General features: G+C 62.6%; 18 protein-coding genes and 1 rRNA gene. 10 read left to right on the forward strand and 9 right to left on the reverse strand.

Annotated elements, in window-relative coordinates; genetic code table 11:
• Positions 1-295: 295 nt before the first annotated feature.
• Positions 296-2,254, forward strand: a complete 1,959-nt coding sequence (locus ACQ4WM_RS24380; RefSeq protein ID WP_436549238.1) for a sigma-54-dependent Fis family transcriptional regulator — start codon at positions 296-298, stop codon at positions 2,252-2,254.
• 8 nt (positions 2,255-2,262) lie between these two features.
• Here ACQ4WM_RS24380 and ACQ4WM_RS24385 read toward each other — a convergent pair whose 3' ends face one another.
• The 4 genes from ACQ4WM_RS24385 to adh all read right to left on the reverse strand — a co-directional run bounded on the left by ACQ4WM_RS24385 (position 2,263) and on the right by adh (position 7,531).
• Positions 2,263-3,240 (reverse strand): FAD:protein FMN transferase, encoded by a 978-nt coding sequence (locus ACQ4WM_RS24385; protein ID WP_436549239.1) that lies wholly within the window; start codon positions 3,238-3,240, stop codon positions 2,263-2,265.
• Positions 3,237-5,372, reverse strand: a complete 2,136-nt coding sequence (locus tag ACQ4WM_RS24390; protein ID WP_436549240.1) for a 4Fe-4S binding protein — start codon at positions 5,370-5,372, stop codon at positions 3,237-3,239. The genes ACQ4WM_RS24385 and ACQ4WM_RS24390 overlap by 4 nt, the downstream gene beginning before the upstream one ends.
• Before the next feature lie 248 nt (positions 5,373-5,620).
• On the reverse strand, positions 5,621-6,004 hold the full coding sequence (locus ACQ4WM_RS24395) for a DUF779 domain-containing protein (RefSeq protein WP_436549241.1): 384 nt from the start codon (positions 6,002-6,004) through the stop codon (positions 5,621-5,623).
• A gap of 6 nt (positions 6,005-6,010) precedes the next feature.
• On the reverse strand, positions 6,011-7,531 hold the full coding sequence (adh, locus tag ACQ4WM_RS24400; RefSeq protein WP_436549242.1) for an aldehyde dehydrogenase: 1,521 nt from the start codon (positions 7,529-7,531) through the stop codon (positions 6,011-6,013).
• A gap of 304 nt (positions 7,532-7,835) precedes the next feature.
• On the opposite strand from adh, the gene pedF reads away from it, so the two are divergent.
• Complete coding sequence (gene pedF, locus ACQ4WM_RS24405; protein WP_436549243.1) at positions 7,836-8,342, forward strand: cytochrome c-550 PedF; 507 nt, start codon at positions 7,836-7,838, stop codon at positions 8,340-8,342.
• 70 nt (positions 8,343-8,412) lie between these two features.
• Here the strand turns inward: pedF and ACQ4WM_RS24410 are convergent, their stop codons facing one another.
• Positions 8,413-8,733: a high-potential iron-sulfur protein gene (locus ACQ4WM_RS24410; protein ID WP_436549244.1), complete on the reverse strand. Its 321-nt coding sequence runs from the start codon at positions 8,731-8,733 to the stop codon at positions 8,413-8,415.
• 256 nt (positions 8,734-8,989) lie between these two features.
• Between ACQ4WM_RS24410 and ACQ4WM_RS24415 the strand changes: the two genes are divergently transcribed.
• The 4 genes from ACQ4WM_RS24415 to ACQ4WM_RS24430 are packed head-to-tail and all read left to right on the forward strand — an operon-like array spanning position 8,990 to position 14,084.
• Positions 8,990-10,858 (forward strand): methanol/ethanol family PQQ-dependent dehydrogenase, encoded by a 1,869-nt coding sequence (locus tag ACQ4WM_RS24415; RefSeq protein ID WP_436549245.1) that lies wholly within the window; start codon positions 8,990-8,992, stop codon positions 10,856-10,858.
• On the forward strand, positions 10,855-11,466 hold the full coding sequence (locus ACQ4WM_RS24420; RefSeq protein ID WP_436549246.1) for a pentapeptide repeat-containing protein: 612 nt from the start codon (positions 10,855-10,857) through the stop codon (positions 11,464-11,466). The genes ACQ4WM_RS24415 and ACQ4WM_RS24420 overlap by 4 nt, the downstream gene beginning before the upstream one ends.
• 15 nt (positions 11,467-11,481) lie before the next feature.
• Positions 11,482-11,904 (forward strand): c-type cytochrome, encoded by a 423-nt coding sequence (locus ACQ4WM_RS24425; RefSeq protein WP_436549247.1) that lies wholly within the window; start codon positions 11,482-11,484, stop codon positions 11,902-11,904.
• Between the two features lie 32 nt (positions 11,905-11,936).
• A complete protein-coding gene (locus ACQ4WM_RS24430) occupies positions 11,937-14,084 on the forward strand; it encodes a TonB-dependent receptor family protein (RefSeq protein ID WP_436549248.1) in 2,148 nt (715 codons plus the stop codon).
• An 8-nt stretch (positions 14,085-14,092) separates the two neighbouring features.
• Here ACQ4WM_RS24430 and rtcA read toward each other — a convergent pair whose 3' ends face one another.
• The 3 genes from rtcA to ACQ4WM_RS24445 all read right to left on the reverse strand — a co-directional run bounded on the left by rtcA (position 14,093) and on the right by ACQ4WM_RS24445 (position 18,135).
• Entirely contained in the window at positions 14,093-15,115 is a 1,023-nt protein-coding gene (gene rtcA / locus ACQ4WM_RS24435; protein WP_436549249.1) for an RNA 3'-terminal phosphate cyclase, read from the reverse strand.
• A gap of 13 nt (positions 15,116-15,128) precedes the next feature.
• Positions 15,129-16,364 carry an RtcB family protein gene (locus ACQ4WM_RS24440; protein WP_436549250.1) on the reverse strand — a complete coding sequence of 412 codons (1,236 nt, stop codon included), beginning with the start codon at positions 16,362-16,364 and terminating at the stop codon, positions 15,129-15,131.
• 205 nt (positions 16,365-16,569) lie between these two features.
• Positions 16,570-18,135 (reverse strand): vWA domain-containing protein, encoded by a 1,566-nt coding sequence (locus tag ACQ4WM_RS24445; protein WP_436549251.1) that lies wholly within the window; start codon positions 18,133-18,135, stop codon positions 16,570-16,572.
• Between the two features lie 202 nt (positions 18,136-18,337).
• Between ACQ4WM_RS24445 and rtcR the strand changes: the two genes are divergently transcribed.
• The 4 genes from rtcR (at position 18,338) to tnpC (ending at position 22,375) form a co-directional block, all read left to right on the forward strand.
• Positions 18,338-19,945: an RNA repair transcriptional activator RtcR gene (gene rtcR / locus ACQ4WM_RS24450; RefSeq protein WP_436549252.1), complete on the forward strand. Its 1,608-nt coding sequence runs from the start codon at positions 18,338-18,340 to the stop codon at positions 19,943-19,945.
• Between the two features lie 89 nt (positions 19,946-20,034).
• Entirely contained in the window at positions 20,035-20,415 is a 381-nt protein-coding gene (locus ACQ4WM_RS24455; protein ID WP_436549253.1) for a transposase, read from the forward strand.
• Positions 20,412-20,759 (forward strand): IS66 family insertion sequence element accessory protein TnpB, encoded by a 348-nt coding sequence (gene tnpB / locus ACQ4WM_RS24460; protein ID WP_436479135.1) that lies wholly within the window; start codon positions 20,412-20,414, stop codon positions 20,757-20,759. The genes ACQ4WM_RS24455 and tnpB overlap by 4 nt, the downstream gene beginning before the upstream one ends.
• Before the next feature lie 29 nt (positions 20,760-20,788).
• The gene (gene tnpC / locus ACQ4WM_RS24465) at positions 20,789-22,375 is read left to right on the forward strand and encodes an IS66 family transposase (protein WP_436549254.1); all 1,587 of its coding nucleotides are present in this window, start codon (positions 20,789-20,791) and stop codon (positions 22,373-22,375) included.
• A 206-nt stretch (positions 22,376-22,581) separates the two neighbouring features.
• Here the strand turns inward: tnpC and rrf are convergent.
• Positions 22,582-22,672, reverse strand: a 5S ribosomal RNA gene (gene rrf / locus ACQ4WM_RS24470); the annotation flags it as partial.

Raw genomic sequence — 22,672 nt, forward strand, 5'->3', positions numbered from 1 at the left:
AGCTGCGAAGAAGGAAGAGTATGAAGCGTTTCAGCTATTTCGTCAACCATCTTTTTTCTGCTTTGCTCCGCATTTGCATGCATCGTTCAGCGAGGGGGCGAATTATAGCCAGCCGCCACAGCGGCTGCAAGAACTATTTTGAGCTGGCACTCACCTTGCTTATTACCGGTACAGCAACAGCAGCCAAGGCGGCTTTTGCTACCTTCCGGTACAGGTGCTACATTATGGAACACCCGTGCAGGTACACACAGAGCCGCGCCCAGGAGCGACGGCCAACCGAGACAACGAGACCATCATGCACCGTCCCACTGCGTCAGATCTGAACAGCTCTGCTCCCGCGTCCGCCTGGCCGGACAATATGCCGCTGATTATTGAAACCTCGCACCGGCGCTCGGTCGACTACGGCTTGCGACCGGAATCGGTGGCCGACTTCAGCCCTCTGGCGTGCAGCGACCTGACGGTGCTGATCGAACAGAACCGGCTGCTGCATGCGCACGCCGTGCCGGCGATGGAGACGCTGTACCAGCAGATCGTCAATACCCACAATATGGTGATACTGACGGACGCGACAGGCGTCATCGTGCACTCACTAGGCGACGACGACTTCCTGGAAAAAGCCAGCCGGGTCGCGCTGCAGCCGGGCGTGGCCTGGTCCGAGGCCAGCAAGGGCACCAATGCGATCGGCACGGCGATCGCCGAAAAGTCGCCGACTCTCGTGCATGCAGACCAGCACTACCTGGAGGCGAATCATTTCCTGACCTGCTCGGCGGCGCCGATTACCGATCACCTGGGCAAGGTCATCGGCGTGCTGGACGTATCGGGCGACCAGCGCAGCTTTCACAAGCACACCATGGCCCTGGTGCGCATGTCAGCGCTGATGATTGAAAACCAGCTGTTCTCGGCTACCTTTGAAGATGCGATTACCCTGCACTTTCATACCCGTCCCGAATTCATCGGCACCTTGATGGAGGGGATTGCTTCGTTCAGTCCCGGTGGGCGCTTCCTGGCCTCCAATCGCAATGGCCTGTTTCAACTGGGCCTGCCATTTTCGGCGCTGCAATCGCATACTTTCAGCTCGCTGTTCGGCCTGCCCGTCTCTGCCCTGTACGACCACTACCGCACCGCCGCGCCCGGCCTGCTGACCCTGTGCATGCACAACGGCGTGCGCGTCTACGGCCGCGCCCAGCTGCGGCTGGCCAACAGCGTGTTCCAGCAATCGCTGAGCAACGACAGGCCAGCACCAGCCATTGCTGCCAACCAGGCTGCGGCCCAGGCGCGCCGCTTATCCGGCCTGCGCTACCTGCGCACCGGCGACCCGCAGCTGGAACTGGTGATCGACAAGGTCACGCGCGTGCTGGGCCGCGATATCCCCATCATGATCATGGGCGAAACGGGCACCGGCAAGGAATTGCTGGCGCAGGCGATCCATAATGATTCACCGCGCACGATGAGTCCCTTTGTGGCCGTCAACTGCGCCTCGATTCCGGAAACGCTGATCGAATCCGAACTGTTCGGCTATGAAGACGGAGCGTTTACCGGCGCGCGCAAGAAAGGCGCGGTCGGCAAGATCCTGCAGGCCAATGGCGGCACACTGTTCCTCGACGAGATCGGCGACATGCCGTTCAGCTTACAGGCGCGCCTGCTGCGCGTGCTGCAGGAACGCATGGTCACGCCCTTGGGTAGCGACAAGTCGATACCCGTCAACGTGGAGCTGATCTGCGCCACCAACCACAACCTGCGCGAACGCATGGCGCGCGGCCTGTTCCGCGAAGACCTGTATTACCGGCTCAACGGCCTGGTGGTCAAGCTGCCACCGCTGCGCGAGCGCACCGACCTGGAAACCGTGGTGAGGAAAATCCTGTCGACGGAAGCGGAACACGGCCGCCATCACGTGTCGCCTGAAATCCTGGCGCTGTTTCGCCAGCACCGCTGGCCCGGCAACTTCCGCCAGTTGACCAATCTGCTGCGCACCGCCATCGTGATGGCCGGCGACGAGACGGAAATCTGCCTGCGCCATATGCCCGACGACTTCCTCGACGATATCGAGCAAAGTCCGGATCCGGATACAGATACGGCAGCGGCCATGGAGGCCGGCACCGACCGCCTGATGGCACAGGGCGCCAAGCTGGAAGAGATGGAGCAATCCGTGATACTCAAGTCGCTGGCGGCGAACGGCGGCAATGTCTCGGCCACGGCGCGCGCACTGGGCGTATCGCGCAATACGATTTATCGGAAAATTCCCGGCCTGAAGTAGGCAAGCAATCATGATGCTTCCAGTGGAAAGCCGGCCGAACGCCATTCGCGGCCCTGCTTGTCGATCGCCAGCAGGTCGACGCCAGGCAAGCTGGCCGCCAGCGCCGCCGCTCTTTCACGGCCCAGCACCATGCAGGCGGTTGACAAGCCATCGGCCAGCATGCCGGTGGGCGCCATCACGGTGACGCTGGCCAGCTCCTGCGGCGAATCGCCCACGGCGGGATCAAAAATGTGATGGTGCAGATAATCGGGAGTAAATACGCTTTCATAATCACCCGAGGTCGCCACGCCGCAGCCGTTGATGAACAGGGTCGCCGCCAGCGCTTGGCCGTCGCGCGGATCGCGCACGCCGAGCGCCCACGGCTGGTGCGCGCGCTTGCGTCCGCGCGCCACGAATTCTCCCGTGTCGAGCAGCGCATGCCGGATGCCATGGGCTTGCACGGCCGCCAGCGCCATGTCGGCCGCATAGCCTTGCGCCAGGCCGTTGAGGGTGATCGCCATGCCGGGCGCCAGCGCTACCCGCCGTTCGTCAAATTCAACCTGGCGCCAGCCCACCTTCGCCTGGGCCTGCCGCCGCTGCGCCGGGGACGGCAAGACGCCGCGCGCGACCGCCTCGCGCCAGGCGCGCCACAAAGGCTGGACGGTGATATCGAAAGCCCCGTTCGTCCATTGCGACAATGTGCGCGCCTGCGCCAGCACCGCCAGCAACTGCGGATCGGGTCGGTGCAACACGCCGTTGCGATTCAGTTGGTAGACCTGGCTGGCCGGCTGGTAAATGCTCATCAGGCGGTCGACGCGCTGGGCCGCCGCCAGCGCGTCGCTGATCGCCGAGCGCGCCACCTGCTCGTCGGCATGCACCAGCGCGATCTGGATGGTGGTGCCAAAGGCGAGTGCGACACCGGTATGCACGGGTGCATGGCGCGGCCAGGCGCAGCTCCCTGCGGCGATGGCGCCCAGCGAGGCGCTCAAGAAACTGCGGCGTTTCATGTGGCGCCTCCTGGAACGGCATGAATCGGGATGGTGCGGGTGCGCTTGAGGTCCAGCAGGCGCGGTGCGCAGCGCTGTTCGCTTTCGTGTATCACCACGCAATCCATGCATTGGAAGCATTCCGCATACACCACCGCGCCATCGGGCGTGATCGCCTGGTAGTCGCAGCGATGGCGGCAAGTCTGGCACGGCGTGCCGCATTCGCTGCGGCGCGGTATCCAGTCCAGCAGCCGAAAACGTCCCAGCAGCGCCAGCGAGGCGCCCAGCGGACACAGATAGCGGCAAAAGAATTTATGCACAACAGCGCTGGCCGCCAGCAGCGCCAGCGCATAAGCCGCATACGGCCAGGCGCGCACGAAGTTGAGGGTGATGGCCGTCTTGAACGGTTCCAGCTCCACCAGCGTATCGACGGCAAAGCCGGTAACGGCACTGGCCAGTATCAGCGCCAGCGCCCCGTATTTGAACAGCTTCAGGCGCGCATCCCGGGCGCGGCTCAATTTCAATTGGGGCAGCTTGCACAGGCGCGCCAGCTTGCCGGTCAACTCCTGCAGCGCGCCGAACGGGCATAGCCAGCCGCAGAAAGTACCGCGCCCCCACAGCAGCAGCGACAGCAGCACGTAGCCCCACAACGCCACCGTCATCGGATCGTGCAGCAGAAACGACAGGCTGCGCCCGGCCACCAGGGCCTGGATCACGCCGGTGAGATTGACGATCGATAGCTGCGCCTGCGCGTAGCAGCCAATAAAGCCGATGGTAAACAACAGGTAGGTGCCGCGAAACCAGTGAAAACGGCGGCCGTTGGCGCTGATCTTGCGCGGCAGCGACAGGGCCACCGCCAGCACCGCCAGGCCACCCGCCAGGATCAGGAGGGCCATCCTTTGCGCCTGCCAGGCTGCGTGCCAGCTGGCGCCGCCTGGCGCGGCAATTAAAAAACGCGACGGTATCCGATAGGTAACCGGCAGCTCGCGCACAATGCGCTCGGGATAGAACTGGCCCTTGCTGCGCGTGACCGGCACGCTGAAATCAAATGCGGCGCCTGGATCGAGGCCCGCTTCGGCAGGAATCCGAAACACCGTCAGGCTGGCGTCCGGAGGCACGGCAATCCCAGGCAGCAGTTTCAGATCGAGATCCAGGTCGCGCAGGTCGATGGCCAGCTGGTGCTGGCGCAGCAGCAAGCGATCGGGAATGCCGCCGCGCGTAAAATCGTCGCCCGGCACGCGGTGGCGGCCCGACGAAATAACGAGCATCGCCTGGTCGCCCGCTTCGATCCAGGGTTTCAGCTTGGCCACGCTGGCTTCGGTGAGCAGGCTGCGCGCCACCGCCGGCACCGACACGCAAGCGAGGTACAGATCGATAAAAATGGCGTCCGGCTGGCGCAATCCTTCTTCATCGAGCCGCGCGCCGTCGCTGCCTGCATAGCGCTGTTCCATCTCGCGATTCGAGACACGCAGATGGCGCAGCAAACCGTCATCCTGCAGGCGCTTGAAAGACAGCGTTTCCATCACATCGGGACGCACGCGTGCCATCCTGGCCGCGCCCTTGCCCGCGCCAAAACCCAGTTTGCGGCGCGACACCAGCAAGGCCGCCGCCAGCACGCTTTCATTGATGATGCGCACCGAGACCGTGGCCTTGGAAATGCCGTCGATGGTTACGCGCGAGGCCTCAGGCTGGCGCGCGCGACTGGCCTGGTTTTCGATATGGATGTTCTGCCTCAGCGACACCCCCCGGTACTGCCTGACGAATTCAAACAGCGGCGCCTCACCCAGGCCATACTGGAACACCGGCTCATGCTGCGACAGCACCTCGACGCCGATAAAGCGCCCGGCAGGGTCAATCGCCACCAGCAGGTTGACCGGCACGCCCGAAAAACCGGGGATGGGCGCCAGGTCGCTTGACTCGAACACATAGCCGGCCAGCACATTGCCGCCGGCGCCCTGGCGGAACAAGGGCCAGACCGGCAGTTCGGCATCGCGTTCACCGACCGACAATGGCGCCGGAAAGCGACGCGCCAGTTCGGCCTGTGTCATTACACCTGCGTGCACGGGCGAGGCGCCAAGCAGCAGCGCCAGCACACCTGTCGCCAGACACATGATCAGCGTGGCGGCACGCCGGCAGCGCGCTGCGATTGTCATGATGGTCTCCATCGTCTGTGTTTGATGGAGTTGACCATGGCAATTTGCATGCCTGGCAAAATAAGGGGAGAGCAGCAGGAATACGGCGTGCGCTGTGCTAGAACGAATCAATGGTGCGACAGACACTGTCACAAGCCGGAGCAGGAGCAGAGGGCAAAAAAACTGACGGCCGCAGCCGTCAGCTAAAACCGTGTCCGGGCGAACGGGGAGATGACGCCCGCATGGTTCCGGACCCAGGTGGCAACAAACTATGGACTGGCAACCTTGGCAGGTTGCCCCAGCTGCGCCAGTTCTTCGTCGGTGAACAGGTGCGAACGGGTCAGGAAGCGCCGGCCCGTGCCGTTATCGAGCGAGAACATGCCACCATTGCCATCGACCACGTCGATGATCAATTGCGTATGTTCCCAGTACGCGAACTGCTCGATGCCCATGTAGAACGGCGTGCCGTCCAGATTGCCGAGGTAAACGTCGGTGTCGGACAGATTGAACTCGCCGGCCGCGTAGCACATCGGCGCGCTGCCGTCGCAGCAGCCGCCCGACTGGAAAAACATCAGCGGCCCATGCTTGCCACGCAAGGTAGCCAGCATCTCCAGCGCGGCCGGGGTGGCCGTCACGCGTTCCATGGTCATCATCGCTCCTTAGAAGAAGCCCAGCGCGTTCGGGCTGTACGACACCAGCAGGTTTTTCGTCTGCTGGTAATGGTCCAGCATCATCTTGTGGTTTTCACGGCCGATGCCCGACTGCTTGTAGCCGCCGAACGCGGCGTGGGCCGGATACAGATGGTAGCAATTGGTCCACACGCGGCCGGCCTGGATCGCGCGGCCAACGCGGAAGGCGCGCGATCCGTCACGCGTCCACAGACCTGCGCCCAGGCCATACAAGGTATCGTTGGCGATGCGCAGCGCGTCGGCTTCGTCCTTGAAGGTGGTCACCGACACCACCGGTCCGAAGATCTCCTCCTGGAAGATGCGCATGCTGTTGTCGCCCTTGAAGACGGTAGGACGCACGTAATAGCCTTTTTCCAGGTCGCCGCCCTGCGTATTACGCTCGCCGCCGGCCAGCACTTCGGCGCCCTCCTGCTTGCCGATGTCGATATACGAGAGGATTTTTTCCAGCTGTTCCTGCGACGCCTGCGCGCCCAGCATGGTGGAGGCATCGAGCGGATTGCCCTGCTTGATCTTCGCCACCCGCTCCAGGGCGCGGGCGATAAACGCTTCGTAGATCGATTCCTGGATCAGCACGCGCGACGGGCAGGTGCACACTTCGCCCTGGTTCAGCGCGAACATGGCAAAGCCTTCCAGACATTTGTCGAAGAACGCGTCATCGGCGTCCATCACGTCGGCAAAGAAGATATTCGGCGACTTGCCACCCAATTCGAGCGTGACGGGTATCAGGTTCTGCGCTGCGTACTGCATGATCAGGCGGCCGGTGCCGGTTTCGCCCGTAAACGCGATTTTTGCGATGCGCTTGTTCGAGGCCAGCGGCTTGCCCGCTTCCAGGCCATAGCCGTTGACGATATTGAGCACACCCGGTGGCAGCAGGTCGCCGATCAGTTCGATCAGGACCATGATCGAGGCCGGCGTCTGCTCGGCCGGTTTGAGCACCACGCAATTGCCGGCGGCCAGGGCCGGCGCCAGCTTCCACACGGCCATCAGGATAGGGAAATTCCACGGAATGATCTGGCCCACCACGCCCAGCGGCTCGTGGAAGTGATAGGCATAGGTTTCCGAGTCGATCTGCGCAACCGAGCCCTCCTGGGCGCGGATGCAGCCGGCGAAGTAGCGAAAATGGTCGATCGCCAGCGGAATGTCGGCAGCCGTCGTTTCGCGGATCGGCTTGCCGTTGTCGATGGTCTCGGCGGTGGCGATCAGCGACAAATTCGCTTCCATGCGGTCGGCGATTTTATTGAGGATATTGGCGCGTTCCGTTTGCGAGGTCTTGCCCCATGCGTCCTTGGCCGCGTGCGCGGCATCCAGCGCCAGCTCAACGTCTTCGGCAGTGGAGCGGGCCACTTCGCAGAAGACCTGGCCGGTGATCGGCGTGATATTGCCGAAGTATTCGCCTTTGACGGGAGCGACGAATTTGCCGCCGATATAGTTGTCGTAGCGTTGTTTGAAGGGATTGGCTACGCCCAGTTTGCTGATGTCTGCCAGATTCATGTCGTCCTCTTTCTCGTTGGTCTTGGCTTCGATGAAAGCCGCCGGGAGGCGGCCCTTTGGATTATTCGTCAGGTGATCCTGATCTCTTGTTTTGCAAATGCCGTGCCAGCACGCAAACAGCGGCGGTGACCGTTCGCCACGCGCAAAGCTGCGTCAAATGGGATCATCCGCGCCCGACAGTTGTTGCGTTTCTGAGCAGCGCAGCACGCATGGCAACAAGGCGCACTGGCGATGCGCGCGATGGCATACCGATTGCTACCCTGGTCATGCCGCGATCAAGCGCATAACCACAACGGAGACCATCATGACCCCACATATTGCTGTCAACACTAACAGAAAAACCAGCCGCCTGCGCAGCGTGCGGCTTGCCGCTGGCGGCCTTGCCTGCATACTGGCCGCCGCCGTCTGGGCACATGGCAACATGACGCCACAGGCGGTCGACACATCCACACTGCCACAACTGGGCGCCGAGTGGCGCACGGAAAATCCGTACAGGAACAATGCGGAAGCGATACGGATCGGCAACTCCGCTTTTACGCAAAATTGCGCCCGCTGCCACGGACTGGAAGCCGTTTCGGGCGGCATGGCGCCCGACTTGCGCAAGCTCGACAATGACTGCGCGGCCTTGTCGGATGCCAAGAAAAAAGAGGCTTGCGCTCAGGAAATTGATCAGTATGTGCTGGACACGGTACGCCATGGACGCTCGCGCAATGGCGCCGTCTATATGCCGCCGTTCGAAGGCGTATTCAGCCAGGAGGCGATCTGGGCGGTGAAGGCGTATCTGGAGACGCGGCGCGAAGTGCCTTTGTAGGATCACGCCTGTCATCAAAAGCAGGCGCTGCCACGGCAGCGCCTCTGCTGCCTCTGCTTGCTACCCCTTATTACTCCGGAATTTTTGCCCAGGCCAGGCACCAGCCCGGCGCCGCAATCTGTTTGCGGCCAAACATGGCGCAACCTGCCCACGCATCATCCTTTTTGCCCTGGAAGAAAGAACAGTTGGCACAGTGCTGAGCCGGCTTGTGCTGCGGATATTTTTTCGTATCGACCCTGGTCGTGTCGTGGCGGTAGCCGAGTGCCCTGGCCTGGTCGCTGTCCTCGTCGACTTTCGGCGCGGTCGACTGTGCGCCGGCGAGCGAGGCTGCGCCCATGCCGCCGACGGCGAGCAACTGGCAAAGGAAATGGCGGCGTGGTACTGGGTGCATGATGGTCTCCTGTTGTGGTTATAGGAAGGCGCATATCGGCCTTCCCTGCTCCCAACAGCAACCCTTGTGCCAGCCCGGCCCTGCCACCGGCAGCGACGCCGCACTGTAACAAAACAGCACAGCGCCGCGTTGCCAACTGTGGCAGTACGGCGCATACCGACGCGCCCGCGCCGTGGAAAAAGCCTGGCACGCATGTTGCTCAATTACCCATGGCAACCACGTCGCACCACCATAAAAACCAACAAGGGAGACCAGCATGCAGCCACAATTTCCACGTCCGATCGCTTTCGCCATCCTCGCCCTGATCGCCGGCGCCGTCTCGGCGGCCGATACCAAAGTTACCTGGGACGATATCGCCAACGCCGACAAGGGTACCGCCGATGTGCTCAGTTACGGCCTGGGCCTGAAAGCGCAGCGCCACAGCCTGGCGAAAAAAATCAACACGAAAAATGTCGGCCAGATCGTGCCCGCCTGGACCTTCTCGTTCGGTGGCGAAAAGCAGCGCGGCCAGGAAGCCCAGGCGCTGGTGCATGACGGCATCATCTATGTGACCGCCTCTTACTCGCGCATTTATGCACTCGACGCCAAGACCGGCAAGCAGCTGTGGGCCTATGAACACCGCCTGCCCGACGATATCCGCCCATGCTGCGATGTGGTCAACCGGGGCCCGGCCATCTATGGCGACAAGGTCTATTTCGGCACGCTCGACGCGCGCATGGTGGCGCTGAACAAGAACACCGGCAAGGTGATGTGGAACGAAAAATTCGGCGACCAGAAACTCGGTTACACGATGACGGGCGCGCCATTCGTGATCCGCGAAAAAGGCGGCCGCGTACTGCTCATACACGGCAACTCGGGCGATGAATTCGGCGCCCAGGGCTGGCTGTTCGCGCGCGATCCGGATACCGGCGCGGAAGTATGGGCACGGCCGCTGGTCGAAGGCCATGTGGGCCGCGCCGATGGCAAGCCGGGCACCCCGACTGGAGACGCAAAAGCGCCCAGCTGGCCGCGCGACAAGGACGGCAAGCTGCGCGAATCGTGGGAGCACGGCGGGGGCGCGCCGTGGCAGACGGCGTCGTTCGATCCCGAAACCAATACCATCGTCATCGGCGCCGGCAACCCGGCGCCATGGAATACCTGGGAACGGACCAAGGAAGGCGACGACCCGCGCAACTGGGACAGCCTGTTCACCTCGGGCCAGTCCTATGTCGATGCCAGCACGGGCGAACTGAAAGGCTTTTACCAGCACACGCCGAACGACGCCTGGGATTTTTCAGGCAATAACTCGGTGGTGCTGTTCGACTACAAGGATGCCAGGACGGGCAAGCTGATCAAGGCCTCGGCCCACGCCGACCGCAATGGATTCTTCTACGTAACCGACCGTAGCAAGCTGGCGACAGGCGCCGGCTACCCGAACAAGCCGACTTCCCTGATCAATGCCTGGCCTTTCGTTGACGGCATCAACTGGGCCACCAGCATCGACCTGAAAACCGGGCGGCCGGTGGAAAACGGCAAGCGCCCGCCGCTGCCGGAAGCGGGTGCCGACAAGGGCAAGGCCGTCTTCGTGTCGCCACCATTTTTGGGCGGTACCAACTGGATGCCGATGTCATATTCGCCCGACACCGGCCTGTTCTACATCCCCGCCAATCACTGGGGCATGGATTACTGGACCGAGCAGATCCACTACAAGGCTGGTTCGGCCTACCTGGGCCAGGGCTTCCGCATCAAGCGCCTGTATGAAGACCATATCGGCACCCTGCGCGCCATCGATCCGAAGACCGGCAAGATCGTCTGGGAAAACAAGGAGAAATTCCCGCTGTGGGGCGGCACCCTGACCACCGCCGGCGGCCTCTTGATCACCGGGACCTCGGACGGCTTCGTCAAGGCCTTCGACGCGAAGACCGGCAAGGAATTGTGGAAGTACCAGACCGGCTCCGGCGTGGTGTCGGTGCCCGTCACCTGGGAACAGGACGGCGAGCAGTATATCGGCCTGTCGAGCGGCTATGGCGGCGCGGTGCCGCTGTGGGGCGGCGACATGGCCGAGCTGACCAAGCAGGTGACGCAAGGCGGCAGCTACTGGGTGTTCAAGCTGCCGAAAGCACCGTCCAGGGTGGCCAGCAAATGAGAACCGCGCCGGTACGCCTGCAGGCTGCCGGCGCGCTGCTGTGCTGGGCCCTGTGCCTGGCGCCGCAGTCCGCCTTCGCACAGGTCCTCAACGGCGAAACCGCAGCCGAAGTCACCATCATCAATGGCTGCCATCTGTGGCCGTACGCGCAATGCGCCAACGCCGACCTGCGCGGCGCCAACCTGGTCGGCAAGGACCTGCACGGCGCCGACTTTCGCGGTGCGCGCCTGATGCGGGCCAATCTGCGCAGCGCCAACCTGGCCGGCGCCCTGCTCGATGGCGCCGACCTGACGGGGGCGATGGCCTATTCGCTCAATGCGCCGGGCGCCTCGTTCAGGAAAGCCATCCTGGCCGGAGCCAACCTGGAAACGAGCCGGCTGATGCGGGCCGACATGGACGGCGCCGACCTGCGCGGCGCCAGCCTGGAAGCGGCGCGCCTGAACCTGGCCAGCCTGGTCGGGGCCAGCCTGGTCGATGCCGACTTGCAGGAAGCGAAATTCTGGGGATCGAACCTGAAAAACGCCACTCTGGAGCGCGCCATCCTGCGCTTCACCATTTTCCCCGATGCCAACCTGGAGGGCTGCACCGGCTGCCCGCCAGGCTGGTAATACCGGAGCTTCGCCATGTACCGACTGCTGCTGTTGTTCCTGCCATTGCTCGCACACGCCACCGACACCACTCCCTCGCGCGGCGACCCGGCCGCCATCGATCTGGGCAGGCAGGTATTCCAGGCCAATTGCGCCCGCTGCCACGGCGCCGAAGCGACCCAGCCGTCGGCCGAGGCGCCCGATTTGCGACGCCTGAACGCCTTTTGCCAGCAACTGAAGGACAGCGCACTGCAGGCACGCTGCCTGCAGGATGTCGATGCCTACTTTATGATGTCGGTAAAGGCGGGCAAGGTCCGCGCGGGCATCGTCTATATGCCGCCATGGCGCGATGTGCTGACTGCCGGGGAAATCTGGGCGGTGCGCAGCTTTATCGAAAGCCGTCCGCCCGCCGCGCCGCGCCTCAGGACCAGCGTCGACATCGACCACGCCGCACACTAGCTGTGCACTAGCCTCACATCACTGGAGAATTCATGAAGCAGTACCGATTCCGTTTGAACGCCGTCGCCGCCCTGTTCACGCTGGGCGCCTGGCCCGCCGCCGGCGCGCTGGCCGCCGAAACCGGGGCCGATGCGCAGGTGGCCGGCCTGCCCATTGCCGACGTGGTGGTGGTCAGCGCCACGCGCGTCGGCCACCGCAGTTTCGATATGCCGGCCGCCATCGACGTCGTCGACAGTGCGCGCATCCAGGATGGGCAGATCCGCGTGAATGCCTCGGAGGCGCTGGCAGCCGTGCCGGGCCTGGTGGTGCAGAACCGCCAGAACTATGCGCAGGACTTGCAGATCTCGTCGCGCGGCTTCGGCGCACGCTCGGCCTTCGGCGTGCGCGGCGTGCGCCTGATCAGCGACGGCATCCCGGCCAGCATGCCCGATGGCCAGGGCCAGGCGGCCACCTTCAATCTGGATACGGCCGAACGCATCGAAGTGCTGCGCGGGCCATTCTCGGCCATTTACGGCAACCATGCGGGTGGCGTGATCCAGCTGTTCTCGAAAGACGGGCAAAACCCGCCGTCGGTCGAATTGAATGTCACCGGCGGCAGCTACGGCACCAATAAGGTCGACCTGAACGCGCAGGGCGAAGCGAACGGCGTCGCGTATGTGCTCGACGGCTCGCGCTTTCGCACCGAGGGTTTTCGCGACCACAGCGCCGCCACGCGCGAACAGGCGTTTGGCAAGATCACCGTCAAGCCGACTGCCGACAGCAAGCTGACGATCGTCGCCAACAGCCTGCATCAGGGCAATACGCAAGATCCGCTGGGCGCCACCTGGGCCACCTTCGAGCGTGATCCACGCGCCGGCGAGCTTGACGCGACGGACCCGCAAAATCCGAAACGCACCCTGGCCGAGCGCTACAACACGCGCAAAAGCATCGATCACCAGCAGATCGGCGCTACCTGGGAACAGCGCTTCGGCGACGACCGCCTGCACGTGATGGCGTATGGCGGCAACCGCGACGTGATCCAGTACCAGGCATTTACCAAAGGTTTCCAGGCACCGGCCACCCATTCGGGCGGCGTGGTCGACTTCAAGCGCGACTTTTACGGTATCGACACCAACTGGACCCATGTCAACCAGCTGGCCGGCGGCAAGCTCAGTACCACCATCGGCATCGACTACGGCCGCTCGCAGGATGACCGCACCGGCTATGAAAACTATATCGGCGATGTCTTCGGCCTGAAGGGGCGGCTGCGCCGCGACGAGCAGGATGTGGTCTCCAGCCTCGACCCATATATCCAGGCCGAATGGCAAAGCGGCCCGTGGATGCTGAGCGCCGGCGTACGGCACAGCAAGATGAAAGTGGCCGTCGATGACCATTACCTCGGCAACGGCAACGACAGCGGCAGCCTGGAATACAGCCATACGACGCCGGTGCTCGGTGTGCTGTACCAGCTCAACCCCAACCTCAATGTGTACGCCAGCGCCGCGCGCGGCTTCGAGGCGCCAACCTTGAACGAACTGTTTTACTCGGGCAGCGGCAGTGGCTTCAACTTCAAGCTGAAACCGGCCACCAGCGCCAACCTGGAAGCGGGTATCAAGACGCGCATCAACGACAATACGCAGCTGAATGCGGCGGTGTTCCAGGTGCATACGGATGACGAACTGGTAGTCGACGTTTCCAGCGGCGGGCGCACCAGCTATAAAAACGCCAGCAAGACCGTGCGCCAGGGCGTGGAAGTGTCGCTGGACTCCAGCCTGCCCCATGGCTTTACCACGAAGTGGGCGCTGACCAGTTTGCACGCCGTGTATGACGAAGCCTTTGGCGCCGTCGCCAAGGGCAGTCGCCTGCCCGGCGTGCCAAGCGCCAACCTGTTTGCCGAACTGGCGTGGAAAGACGCGCTGGAACGCTACGGCGCAGCGTTTGAAACGGTGGCCAGCAACAAGGTGTATGCCGAAGACAGCAACCAGGAAAAGCCGGCGCCCGGCTACACCGTGTTCAATGCCAGGGTCAATGCCAGGCAAAGCATGGGCAACTGGCGCTTCAAGCAGTTCGCGCGCCTGAACAACTTGTTCGACAGGACCTATGTGGGCTCGGTCATCGTCGGCGACAGCAACAAGCGCTATTACGAAGCGGCGCCGGGCCGCAACTGGCTGCTGGGCGCCAGCGCGCAGTACGTTTTTTAGTCGCGCTGTTAAGCCGCGTTTTCCACCGTGCACAGGGTCGCATGCGCATGCGGCTCGAAGCGTATGGTGACCGGCAAAAAGCGGGCGATGATATCGGCATTCGTCAGCGCATGCTGCGAGATGCCGGTGGCGGTAAACGCGCCGCCACCGGCCAGCGCCATCGGCAGCAGCAACTGGTCCGCCAGGTGTTCGCCGACGGCCGCGTCGGATTTCAAATAGCGGCGCACCTCGCCCAGCAAACGCTTGGCGACCGCTTCGGCCGTGACCGATTTCTCGCCGAAGGCCGCAAACACTTCCGTCACATGGTCGTGTTCGAGCGTGAGCAGCAATACATTGCCCGGCCCCTGCTCGCCCGGCAAGCCGCGCAGGCGCAACTGCTCGCCGCTCCAGCCCATGCCCAATGCCATGGAATCGAGCTCGCGCTGCGCCACGCCGGCCGGCACGCCGGCGACAAAACTCTCCGTGTAACCGTCCCTGCGCTCGCCACGTGCCAGCAGCTCGATCGGCTGCAGGCGTGCGCATGGTTGCACGGTAGCGCGCACCTCGCCGCCGCCGGCCGGAATGAAACCGAAGCGCAGCAGCTCGATGTCGATCCGCGCACCCATTTTTTCCATGATGCGGCCATACGCGCGCTGCAGGAAATGCACGGGCGGCGCCAGCGGATTGTGGGTGCCGCCGCTGACCTGTACCGTCGACGGCCCATCCGCATGCAGCAGCGCCGGCAACAGCGTCTGCAGCACCAGCGTCGTGCTGCCCGCGCTACCGATGGCAAAGCGATAATCGCCACCGCGTATCGGGCCAGGCACGAATTCCAGCGTGCTTGCCCCCAGGCCGACCGGTGACATGCGCGCACCGCATATCTGTGCAGCCGCCTGCACCGCCACCAGATGCTGGCGCAGCAGGCCCGGCTTGGCCCTGCCGGCGCGGATGCCCTTCAGGCGGAACGGCTGGCCCGTGATCATGGACAGGGTCAAGGCGGAGCGCAGTATCTGCCCACCTCCCTCGCCCTGCGACCCATCGATTTCGATCATATTATTTCTCTTTCTATCCCTTGACGCAGACGACCTGCTTCAATACATGCACCACATCGACCAGTTCGCGCTGGGCCAGCATCACCGCATCGATATCCTTGTACGCCATCGGAATCTCGTCGATCACATTGGCGTCCTTGCGGCACTCGACACCTTCGGTGGCGCGCACCTGGTCATCGAGATTGAAGCGGCGCTTCGCTTCGGTGCGGCTCATGGTACGCCCGGCGCCGTGGCTGCAGCTATGGAAGCTCTCGGCGTTGCCTTTTCCGCGCACGATAAAACTCTTCGCGCCCATCGAACCGGGAATGATGCCCAGCTCACCTTCGCGCGCCGACACCGCCCCCTTGCGGGTGACCAGCACATCCTTGCCGAAGTGGTGCTCCTTCTGCACATAGTTGTGGTGGCAGTTAACCGCTTCCACATGCGTCTCGAATGGTTTGTGGATCACCGTGCGCACGGCGGCGATCAAGTTCTGCATCATCACTTCGCGGTTGTTGCGCGCAAAGCGCTGGGCCCAGCCGACCGCCTCCACGTAATCATTGTAGTGCTGCGTGCCTTCAGCCAGATAGGCCAAGTCCTGGTCCGGCAGGTTGATGAAGTGGGTACGCATGTCCTCTTTGGCCAGTTCGATAAAGTGGCTGCCGATGGCGTTACCCACGCCGCGCGAGCCCGAATGCAGCATGAACCAGACAGCGCCTTGCTCGTCCAGGCACACTTCAATAAAGTGGTTGCCGCTACCCAGCGTTCCCAGGTGGCGGTAGTTATTGGTGTTTTTCAGCTTCGGCGTTTTCAGGCAGATCGCATCGAATTCATCTTTCAGCTGCAGCCAGGCCGCGTCGACCACCGACGGCGGCGTATGCCACGAACCCTCGTCGCGGCCGCGATGGCCGCGCGTTTTCGGCGACATGCCGTGCGGGATGGCGCGCTCGATGGCGCTGCGCAAAGGTCCCAGGTTATCCGGCAAATCGTTCGCACTCAAGGTGGTTTTCGCCGCCATCATGCCGCAGCCGATATCGACACCGACGGCGGCCGGAATCACCGCACCGAGGGTCGGAATCACACTGCCGATGGTCGAGCCTTTACCGAGGTGCACGTCGGGCATCACGGCAATATGCTTGTAGATGAATGGCAGGGTAGCCGTATTGCGCAGCTGCTTTTTCGCTGCTTCTTCGACCGGCACGCCACGGGTCCACATTTTGACGGGACGGCTGCCTTCGGCATGCATTACTTCGTATTCTTCGTTTTTCATATGCTCTCTCTTCTTTTTATCATCATGAGGGGCCCGACCAGGGGTGACAAGATTTCCGGCAGGTGCCAGACCGGTTTGACGCGGTTTTACGATGTAATCCTGTCTGCATTCGGGGTACAACGGGTACAGCTGAGCATGACCAGGGATGGGCAAGACGTCTTGAGATGTAGTCCTGTCCGCATTCATGCGTACTGCCTGGTGGCCATCACACCACGGCGAACTCGATGGCTTCTATCTGCCCCACCCAGTGGGCGGGGTCCAGCTGGCCGCAAGCGAACAGGGCGATCATCTTGAATACCTCGTCGGAAAAACCGCCGATATTCAGAATATCGTCGCGCTCGCAGGCCTGCGTGGTGGCATGCGGCGCAATGTCGATGCACACCAGCCGGGCCTGCGGATTGTGCCGCTTGAACTGCTGCCACTGGCGCATCGTGGCCGTCGCACCCTGCCGCTTGCCATCGACCCATGACTCATTGTCGGAGACAAAAATCACCAGGTCGGCCTGCATCTTCTTCCAGTTCATGCGGGCCAGCGGCGCGCTGCAATTGGTACCGCCGCCACCGAGCGCGGCCAGCTTGGCCGCGTTCTCCATCACGCTGTTTTCCGCATCGAGTGCGCATTCCACCACGCTTTGCTCGAACGGCAGCACCACCGTGCCCGGATTCTTGCGCAGCATGGCTGCCGCCACCAGCGCCGCCACGTCGATGCAGCGCATGATGGACGTCGCGCTGCCGCGGTAACCGCTGACCGGCGAAGACATGGAACCGGACACGTCGGCACACACCACCACCTTGCCCGCGACCTGCGGCACGTTCATCAGCGATAGCTCCAGCGCCTGTTCCAGGGCAGCGCGCACGATGGCCGGGACGCTGTCGTCGGCCGCCATGCAGGCCGACATCAGCTGGTAGGGAAACACGCGCGCCTTGCCGATGGCTAACGGATCGCGCAGTTTCCCTGCAATCAATTCGGCCATGCCGTCGATCTCGTACACGCCATGACGGCCAAAAGTATTCAAATTCATGCGCAGCATCTGCCAGCCGGCCTGGCGCGCGATCTGCGCCCACTGTTCACGCGACAAGGGCAGCGCGGTCAGCATCTGGAACGGCACCTCAGGCACCGGCAGTGATGGATCGGCCTTGTAGTCTTCGAAAGCGGCCAGCGATGGCGGCAAGTCCGCGGCCTGATATGGCTTGCCGATCAGCCAGGCAAAGAAGGCGGCGCGCCACGCTTGCTGCGGCTTCGGATGCACCATCTTTACCACGTCGGCCAGCGACGGCGTGTTGCCTACCGACGCCGCCAGCAATGCCTGTTCGGACGCGCTGTTCAGCCACGCCTGCACCAGCTTTTTCGGACGCGTTCCCAGCGACTTGCGACCCACCGCGCCCGAGCGCAGTATCTGCACGAAGTTGCGCAGCATCTTGCCATTGTCGATCACGCGGGCGAAGGCCGGCGCCAGTTGCTGCGCCCCCTGCCCGGCCAGCACGGCCACCAGCAAGGCCGGCACATCTTTCATATGGCCACGCTCGCGGCAATATACGGCCGTTTGTGCGATAAATCGTGGATCGATGGCCTTGCACAATTCCAGCACCATGGCCAGCTGCGCTTCGGCGCTGGCGTAGAACGTCGTGTTCAGGCAGCCGGTGGCCGCATATTGCGCCAGCTGGTGGCGCGGCGACAGCGCATACGCTGGCGCGCCTTCGGCATTGACGGCCAGCGCCGCTGGCAGCAGGCTGGTTTGTTTTGCGCTCTGGAATAACTGCAAGTTGGCCATGATGTGATCCTCTCTTCTACTCGTTTTATCTCGTTTGTATCCTCTCTATTGCAAGCGCTGTGCCAGCTTTTGAATTTTTCAAAAAATCTTCCTAACTTATTGATTAGATGCATGAATTTTTAACGATAGTTTTTCAGCGAAAAACTAGCAGATTCATATTTTCATGTAAGATTATCTTTTCAGATAAGTTTTTATCTTACATATGCAAGCAAAACGTACGGTCGTGATCGGCTTCCTGGGCACGCAGCTCGACAATGGCAGGGGTGCGGCACGCTGGGAAAAGTGGCGTCCCAGCGTGGCGTTGACGCAGCATGACGACAAGGTGATCGACCGCTTCGAGTTGCTGTACACCGGGTCGCAATTCGAGCACCTGGTGCGCCAGGTATCGCACGATATCGCCAGCGTGTCACCGGAAACCGAACTGGTCGCACACGACCTGCCGATCAGGGACGCCTGGGATTTTGAAGATGTGTATGCAGCGCTGTACGATTTCGCCAGTGCCTACCCGTTCGATCCAGACCAGGAAGACTACTGGATCCATATCACCACCGGCAGCCATGTGGCGCAGATCTGCATGTTTTTGATGACGGAGGCGCGCTATTTTCCCGGCCGCTTGGTGCAGACTTCGCCACCGAAACGCCAGAACGCGAACAATCCGGGCAGCTATGCCCTGATCGACCTCGACCTGTCGCGCTACGACCAGATCGCGCAGCGTTTTACGCGCGAGCAGGCGGCCGGCGTGGCCTTCCTCAAGTCCGGCATTGCCACCCGCAACGCGCAGTTCAACACCATGGTCGATGAGATCGAGCGGGTTGCCATCAAGTCGAAAGCACCGATGCTGCTGATGGGGCCGACCGGTGCCGGCAAGTCTTTCCTGGCCAGGCGCATCCATGAACTGAAAAAATCGCGCCACCAGCTCGATGGCAAATTCATCGACCTCAATTGCGCCACCTTGCATGGCGACGGCGCGGCGTCGACCTTGTTCGGCCATATCAAGGGAGCATTCACGGGCGCCGGCGCCGACCGTCCGGGCTTGCTGCGCAGTGCCCACAAGGGCTTGCTGTTCCTCGATGAAATCGGCGAACTGGGGCTGGACGAGCAGGCCATGCTGTTAAAGGCGATCGAGGAAAAACGTTTTTTTCCGGTCGGCGCCGACACGGAAGTGCAAAGCGACTTCCAGCTGATCGCCGGCACCAATCGCGATCTTGGAAAAGAGGTGGCAGCCGGGCGCTTTCGCGAAGACCTGTATGCCCGCATCAATCTGTGGACGTATGAACTGCCCGGCCTGGCAAGCCGGCCGGAAGATATCGAACCGAACCTCGAATACCTGCTGGCGCAATACAGTGACGAATCCGGCGAGCGCGTGCGCTTCAACAAGGAGGCGCGCGAACGTTTCATGCGCTTCGCCATGTCGCCATCGGCTGCCTGGCGCGGCAACTTCCGCGATCTGTCGGCGGCGGTCACGCGCATGGCCACTTTGTCGGAGGCTGGCCGCATTGGCGATAGCGTAGTCGACCAGGAGATCAAGCGCCTGAGGGTTCTATGGCAAGCGCACAGCAGCCAGACCGACCATCAAGAAGTGAATCTGGCAGCGCTGATGGGCGAGGAAGCGGCCGCGCAGCTTGATCTGTTCGATGCACTGCAGCTGCACTCGGTAATACAGGTATGCAGGCAATCGAACAGCCTGTCCGATGCTGGGCGCAAATTGTATGCCGTGTCGCGCGACGCCAAGGCCAAGCCCAACGACGCCGACCGGCTCAAGAAATTCCTGGCCCGCTTTGCGCTGAGCTGGGATGCAGTAAGCTCGTAAGCGTCTGTCCACCACCGTCTTACCTTAAACACCGCCCATCGTCATGATTGAATCTGGGGCACAAATTGATTGTGCCCACAAATTTAATTATGGACACAATAATTCAACCAGTCACAACCAGGGCGAAACGAGGCCCGTATCGCCGCCACAGCGATGAGTTCAAGCGCGCCGCCGTGGCGCGGACCGAAGTCGACGGCACATCCGTATCACTGATCGCCCGCGAGCTAAACATCAACACCAATCAGCTGTTCAGTTGGCGCAAACGTTTCGGTGGCGAGGCGCTGGCCGATGGTAACGCACCGAGTCAGTTGGTGGCAGTCACTGTGCTCGACACGCCGCCCGTAACCGCGCCGGTCGCAGGCTGCGCGCCCGGTGTCATTGTACTGAGTGTGGGCCAGGCGCAGCTGCGCCTGGAAGGCACGGTCGATACGGCCATGCTGACGCTGCTGCTGGCTAGGCTGCTGCCATGATCGGCTTGCCTACTGGGACCAAGATCTGGCTGGCTGCCGGCGTAACCGACATGCGCTCTGGCATGAACGGTTTGGCGGCGAAGGCGCAGACCGCGCTGGCTGAAGATCCGTTCAGCGGTCACGTGTTCCTGTTTCGTGGCCGGCGCGGTGACATGATCAAGGTGCTGTGGTGGAGCGGCGATGGTTTGTGCCTGCTGGCTAAGCGCCTTGAACGTGGCCGCTTCGTCTGGCCGCAGGCCGCCAGCGGCAGCGTGGCGTTGACGCAGGCGCAGCTCTCGATGCTGCTTGAGGGCATCGATTGGCGCCGGCCGGAACGCACATGGCGGCCCACATCGGCCTTGTAAACGTCACGCAGCTCGCGTAAACTCGGCGCATGCTTAGCTCAATCGACCTGCCCAACGACATCGATGCCTTGAAGGCGCTGTTGCTGGCCAGCGAGCGCCTGGTGCGCGAACGCGACGCGACCATCGCCACCCAGGGCGACGCGCTGCTGAACATGCAAGCGCAGTTGACGACACGTGCCGCCGAGATCGAGCACCTGAAGCTACAGATCGCCAAGCTGCGGCGCATGCAATTCGGCCGCAAGTCCGAGAAGCTGGACCACCAGATCGAACAGCTTGAACTCCAACTGGAAGACCTGCAGGCCGATGACGCAGAGGCTGAGCGGGAAATGCCTGCGGCGGATCCGGCACCGCGTCGGCGCGCGCCACGCAAGCCCTTGCCCGATCATCTGCCGCGCGACGAGAAAGTGTACTTGCCACCGGTCGACGCCTGTCCGGCATGCGGTGGCACCTTGAGCCCACTTGGCGAGGATGTGGCCGAACAGCTCGAGTTCACGCCGGCCAGCTTCCGCGTGATCCGCCATGTGCGACCAAAACTGGCCTGTGGCTGCTGCGACGCCATCGTGCAAGCGCCGGCACCGAGCCGGCCGATAGAGCGCGGCATCGCAGGTCCGGGCCTGCTGGCCCATGTGCTGGTGGCCAAGTTCGCCGACCACTTGCCGCTGTATCGCCAGTCCGTGATCTATGCACGCGAGGGTGTTGACCTGGACCGCGCACTGCTGGCGAGCTGGGTGGGGGCCGCTAGCGCGCTGTTGCGCCCGTTGGTCGACGCGATCCGGCAACATGTGCTCGCGGCCACCAAACTGCACGCCGATGACACGCCAGTGCCGGTGCTCGCACCAGGCAATGGCAAAACCAAAACCGGCCGGCTATGGACCTATGTTCGCGATGACCGGCCCGCTGGCGACACAGCACCGCCGGCGGTCTGGTTCGCCTACTCGGCGGACCGCAAAGGCATTCATCCGCAGACACACCTGGCCTGGTTTACCGGCGTGCTGCAGGCCGATGCCTATGCCGGGTTTAACCTTCTCTACGACAGTGATGCGATCAAGGAAGCAGCCTGCTGGGCGCATGCCCGCCGTAAATTCCACGACCTGCACGTGCTCCGGCCGTCGCCACTGACAACCGAGGCGCTACGGCGCATTGCCGAGCTCTATGTGATCGAAGCTGGGATCCGTGGCAAGCCGCCCGACGAACGCAAAGCCGTTCGGCAGGAACGCTCACGGCCACTGCTCGACGACCTCGGACGGTGGTTGCGCACCGCGCTCGACAAACTCTCGCGAAAATCGGACACGGCTGGGGCGATTCAGTACGCTCTGAATCAGTGGCCGGCGCTGCTGCGTTACTGCGACGACGGCGCCATCGAGATCGACAACTCGGCTGCCGAACGGGCGCTGCGCGGCATCGCCATCGGGCGCCGCAATTACCTGTTTGCCGGCGCCGACAGCGGGGGCGAGCGCGCAGCCGCCATTTACTCGCTGATCGGCACGGCCAAGCTGAACGGAGTCGACCCCGAAGCCTGGTTGCGCCATGTGCTGACGCATATCGCCGATCATCCCGTCAACCGCGTTGACGACTTCCTGCCTTGGAACTGCAACGTTCCTGCTGCCACGGTCTGAAAAACACGCCGCTTCCCAGCGGTGTGATGCCATCATCGGTCAAAATGACGCTGCGCTCAAGACGGCTCTGAACAGACGCTTACGTAAGCTCAGTCCAACAAGGGAATTGATCATGCCTTAGCGAGGCCGGGAAAGCTGCCGAATCACCAGACGAAAAAAAACCCCAATCATTGCTGATCGGGGTTTCTCTCTACTACGAATAACAAGCCTGACGATAACCTACTTTCACACTGGTTGCAGCACTATCATCGGCGCAAAGTTGTTTCACGGTCCTGTTCGGGATGGGAAGGGGTGGGA

The organism is Janthinobacterium longum, from assembly GCF_051380735.1.
Taxonomy (GTDB): Bacteria; Pseudomonadota; Gammaproteobacteria; order Burkholderiales; family Burkholderiaceae_D; genus Janthinobacterium.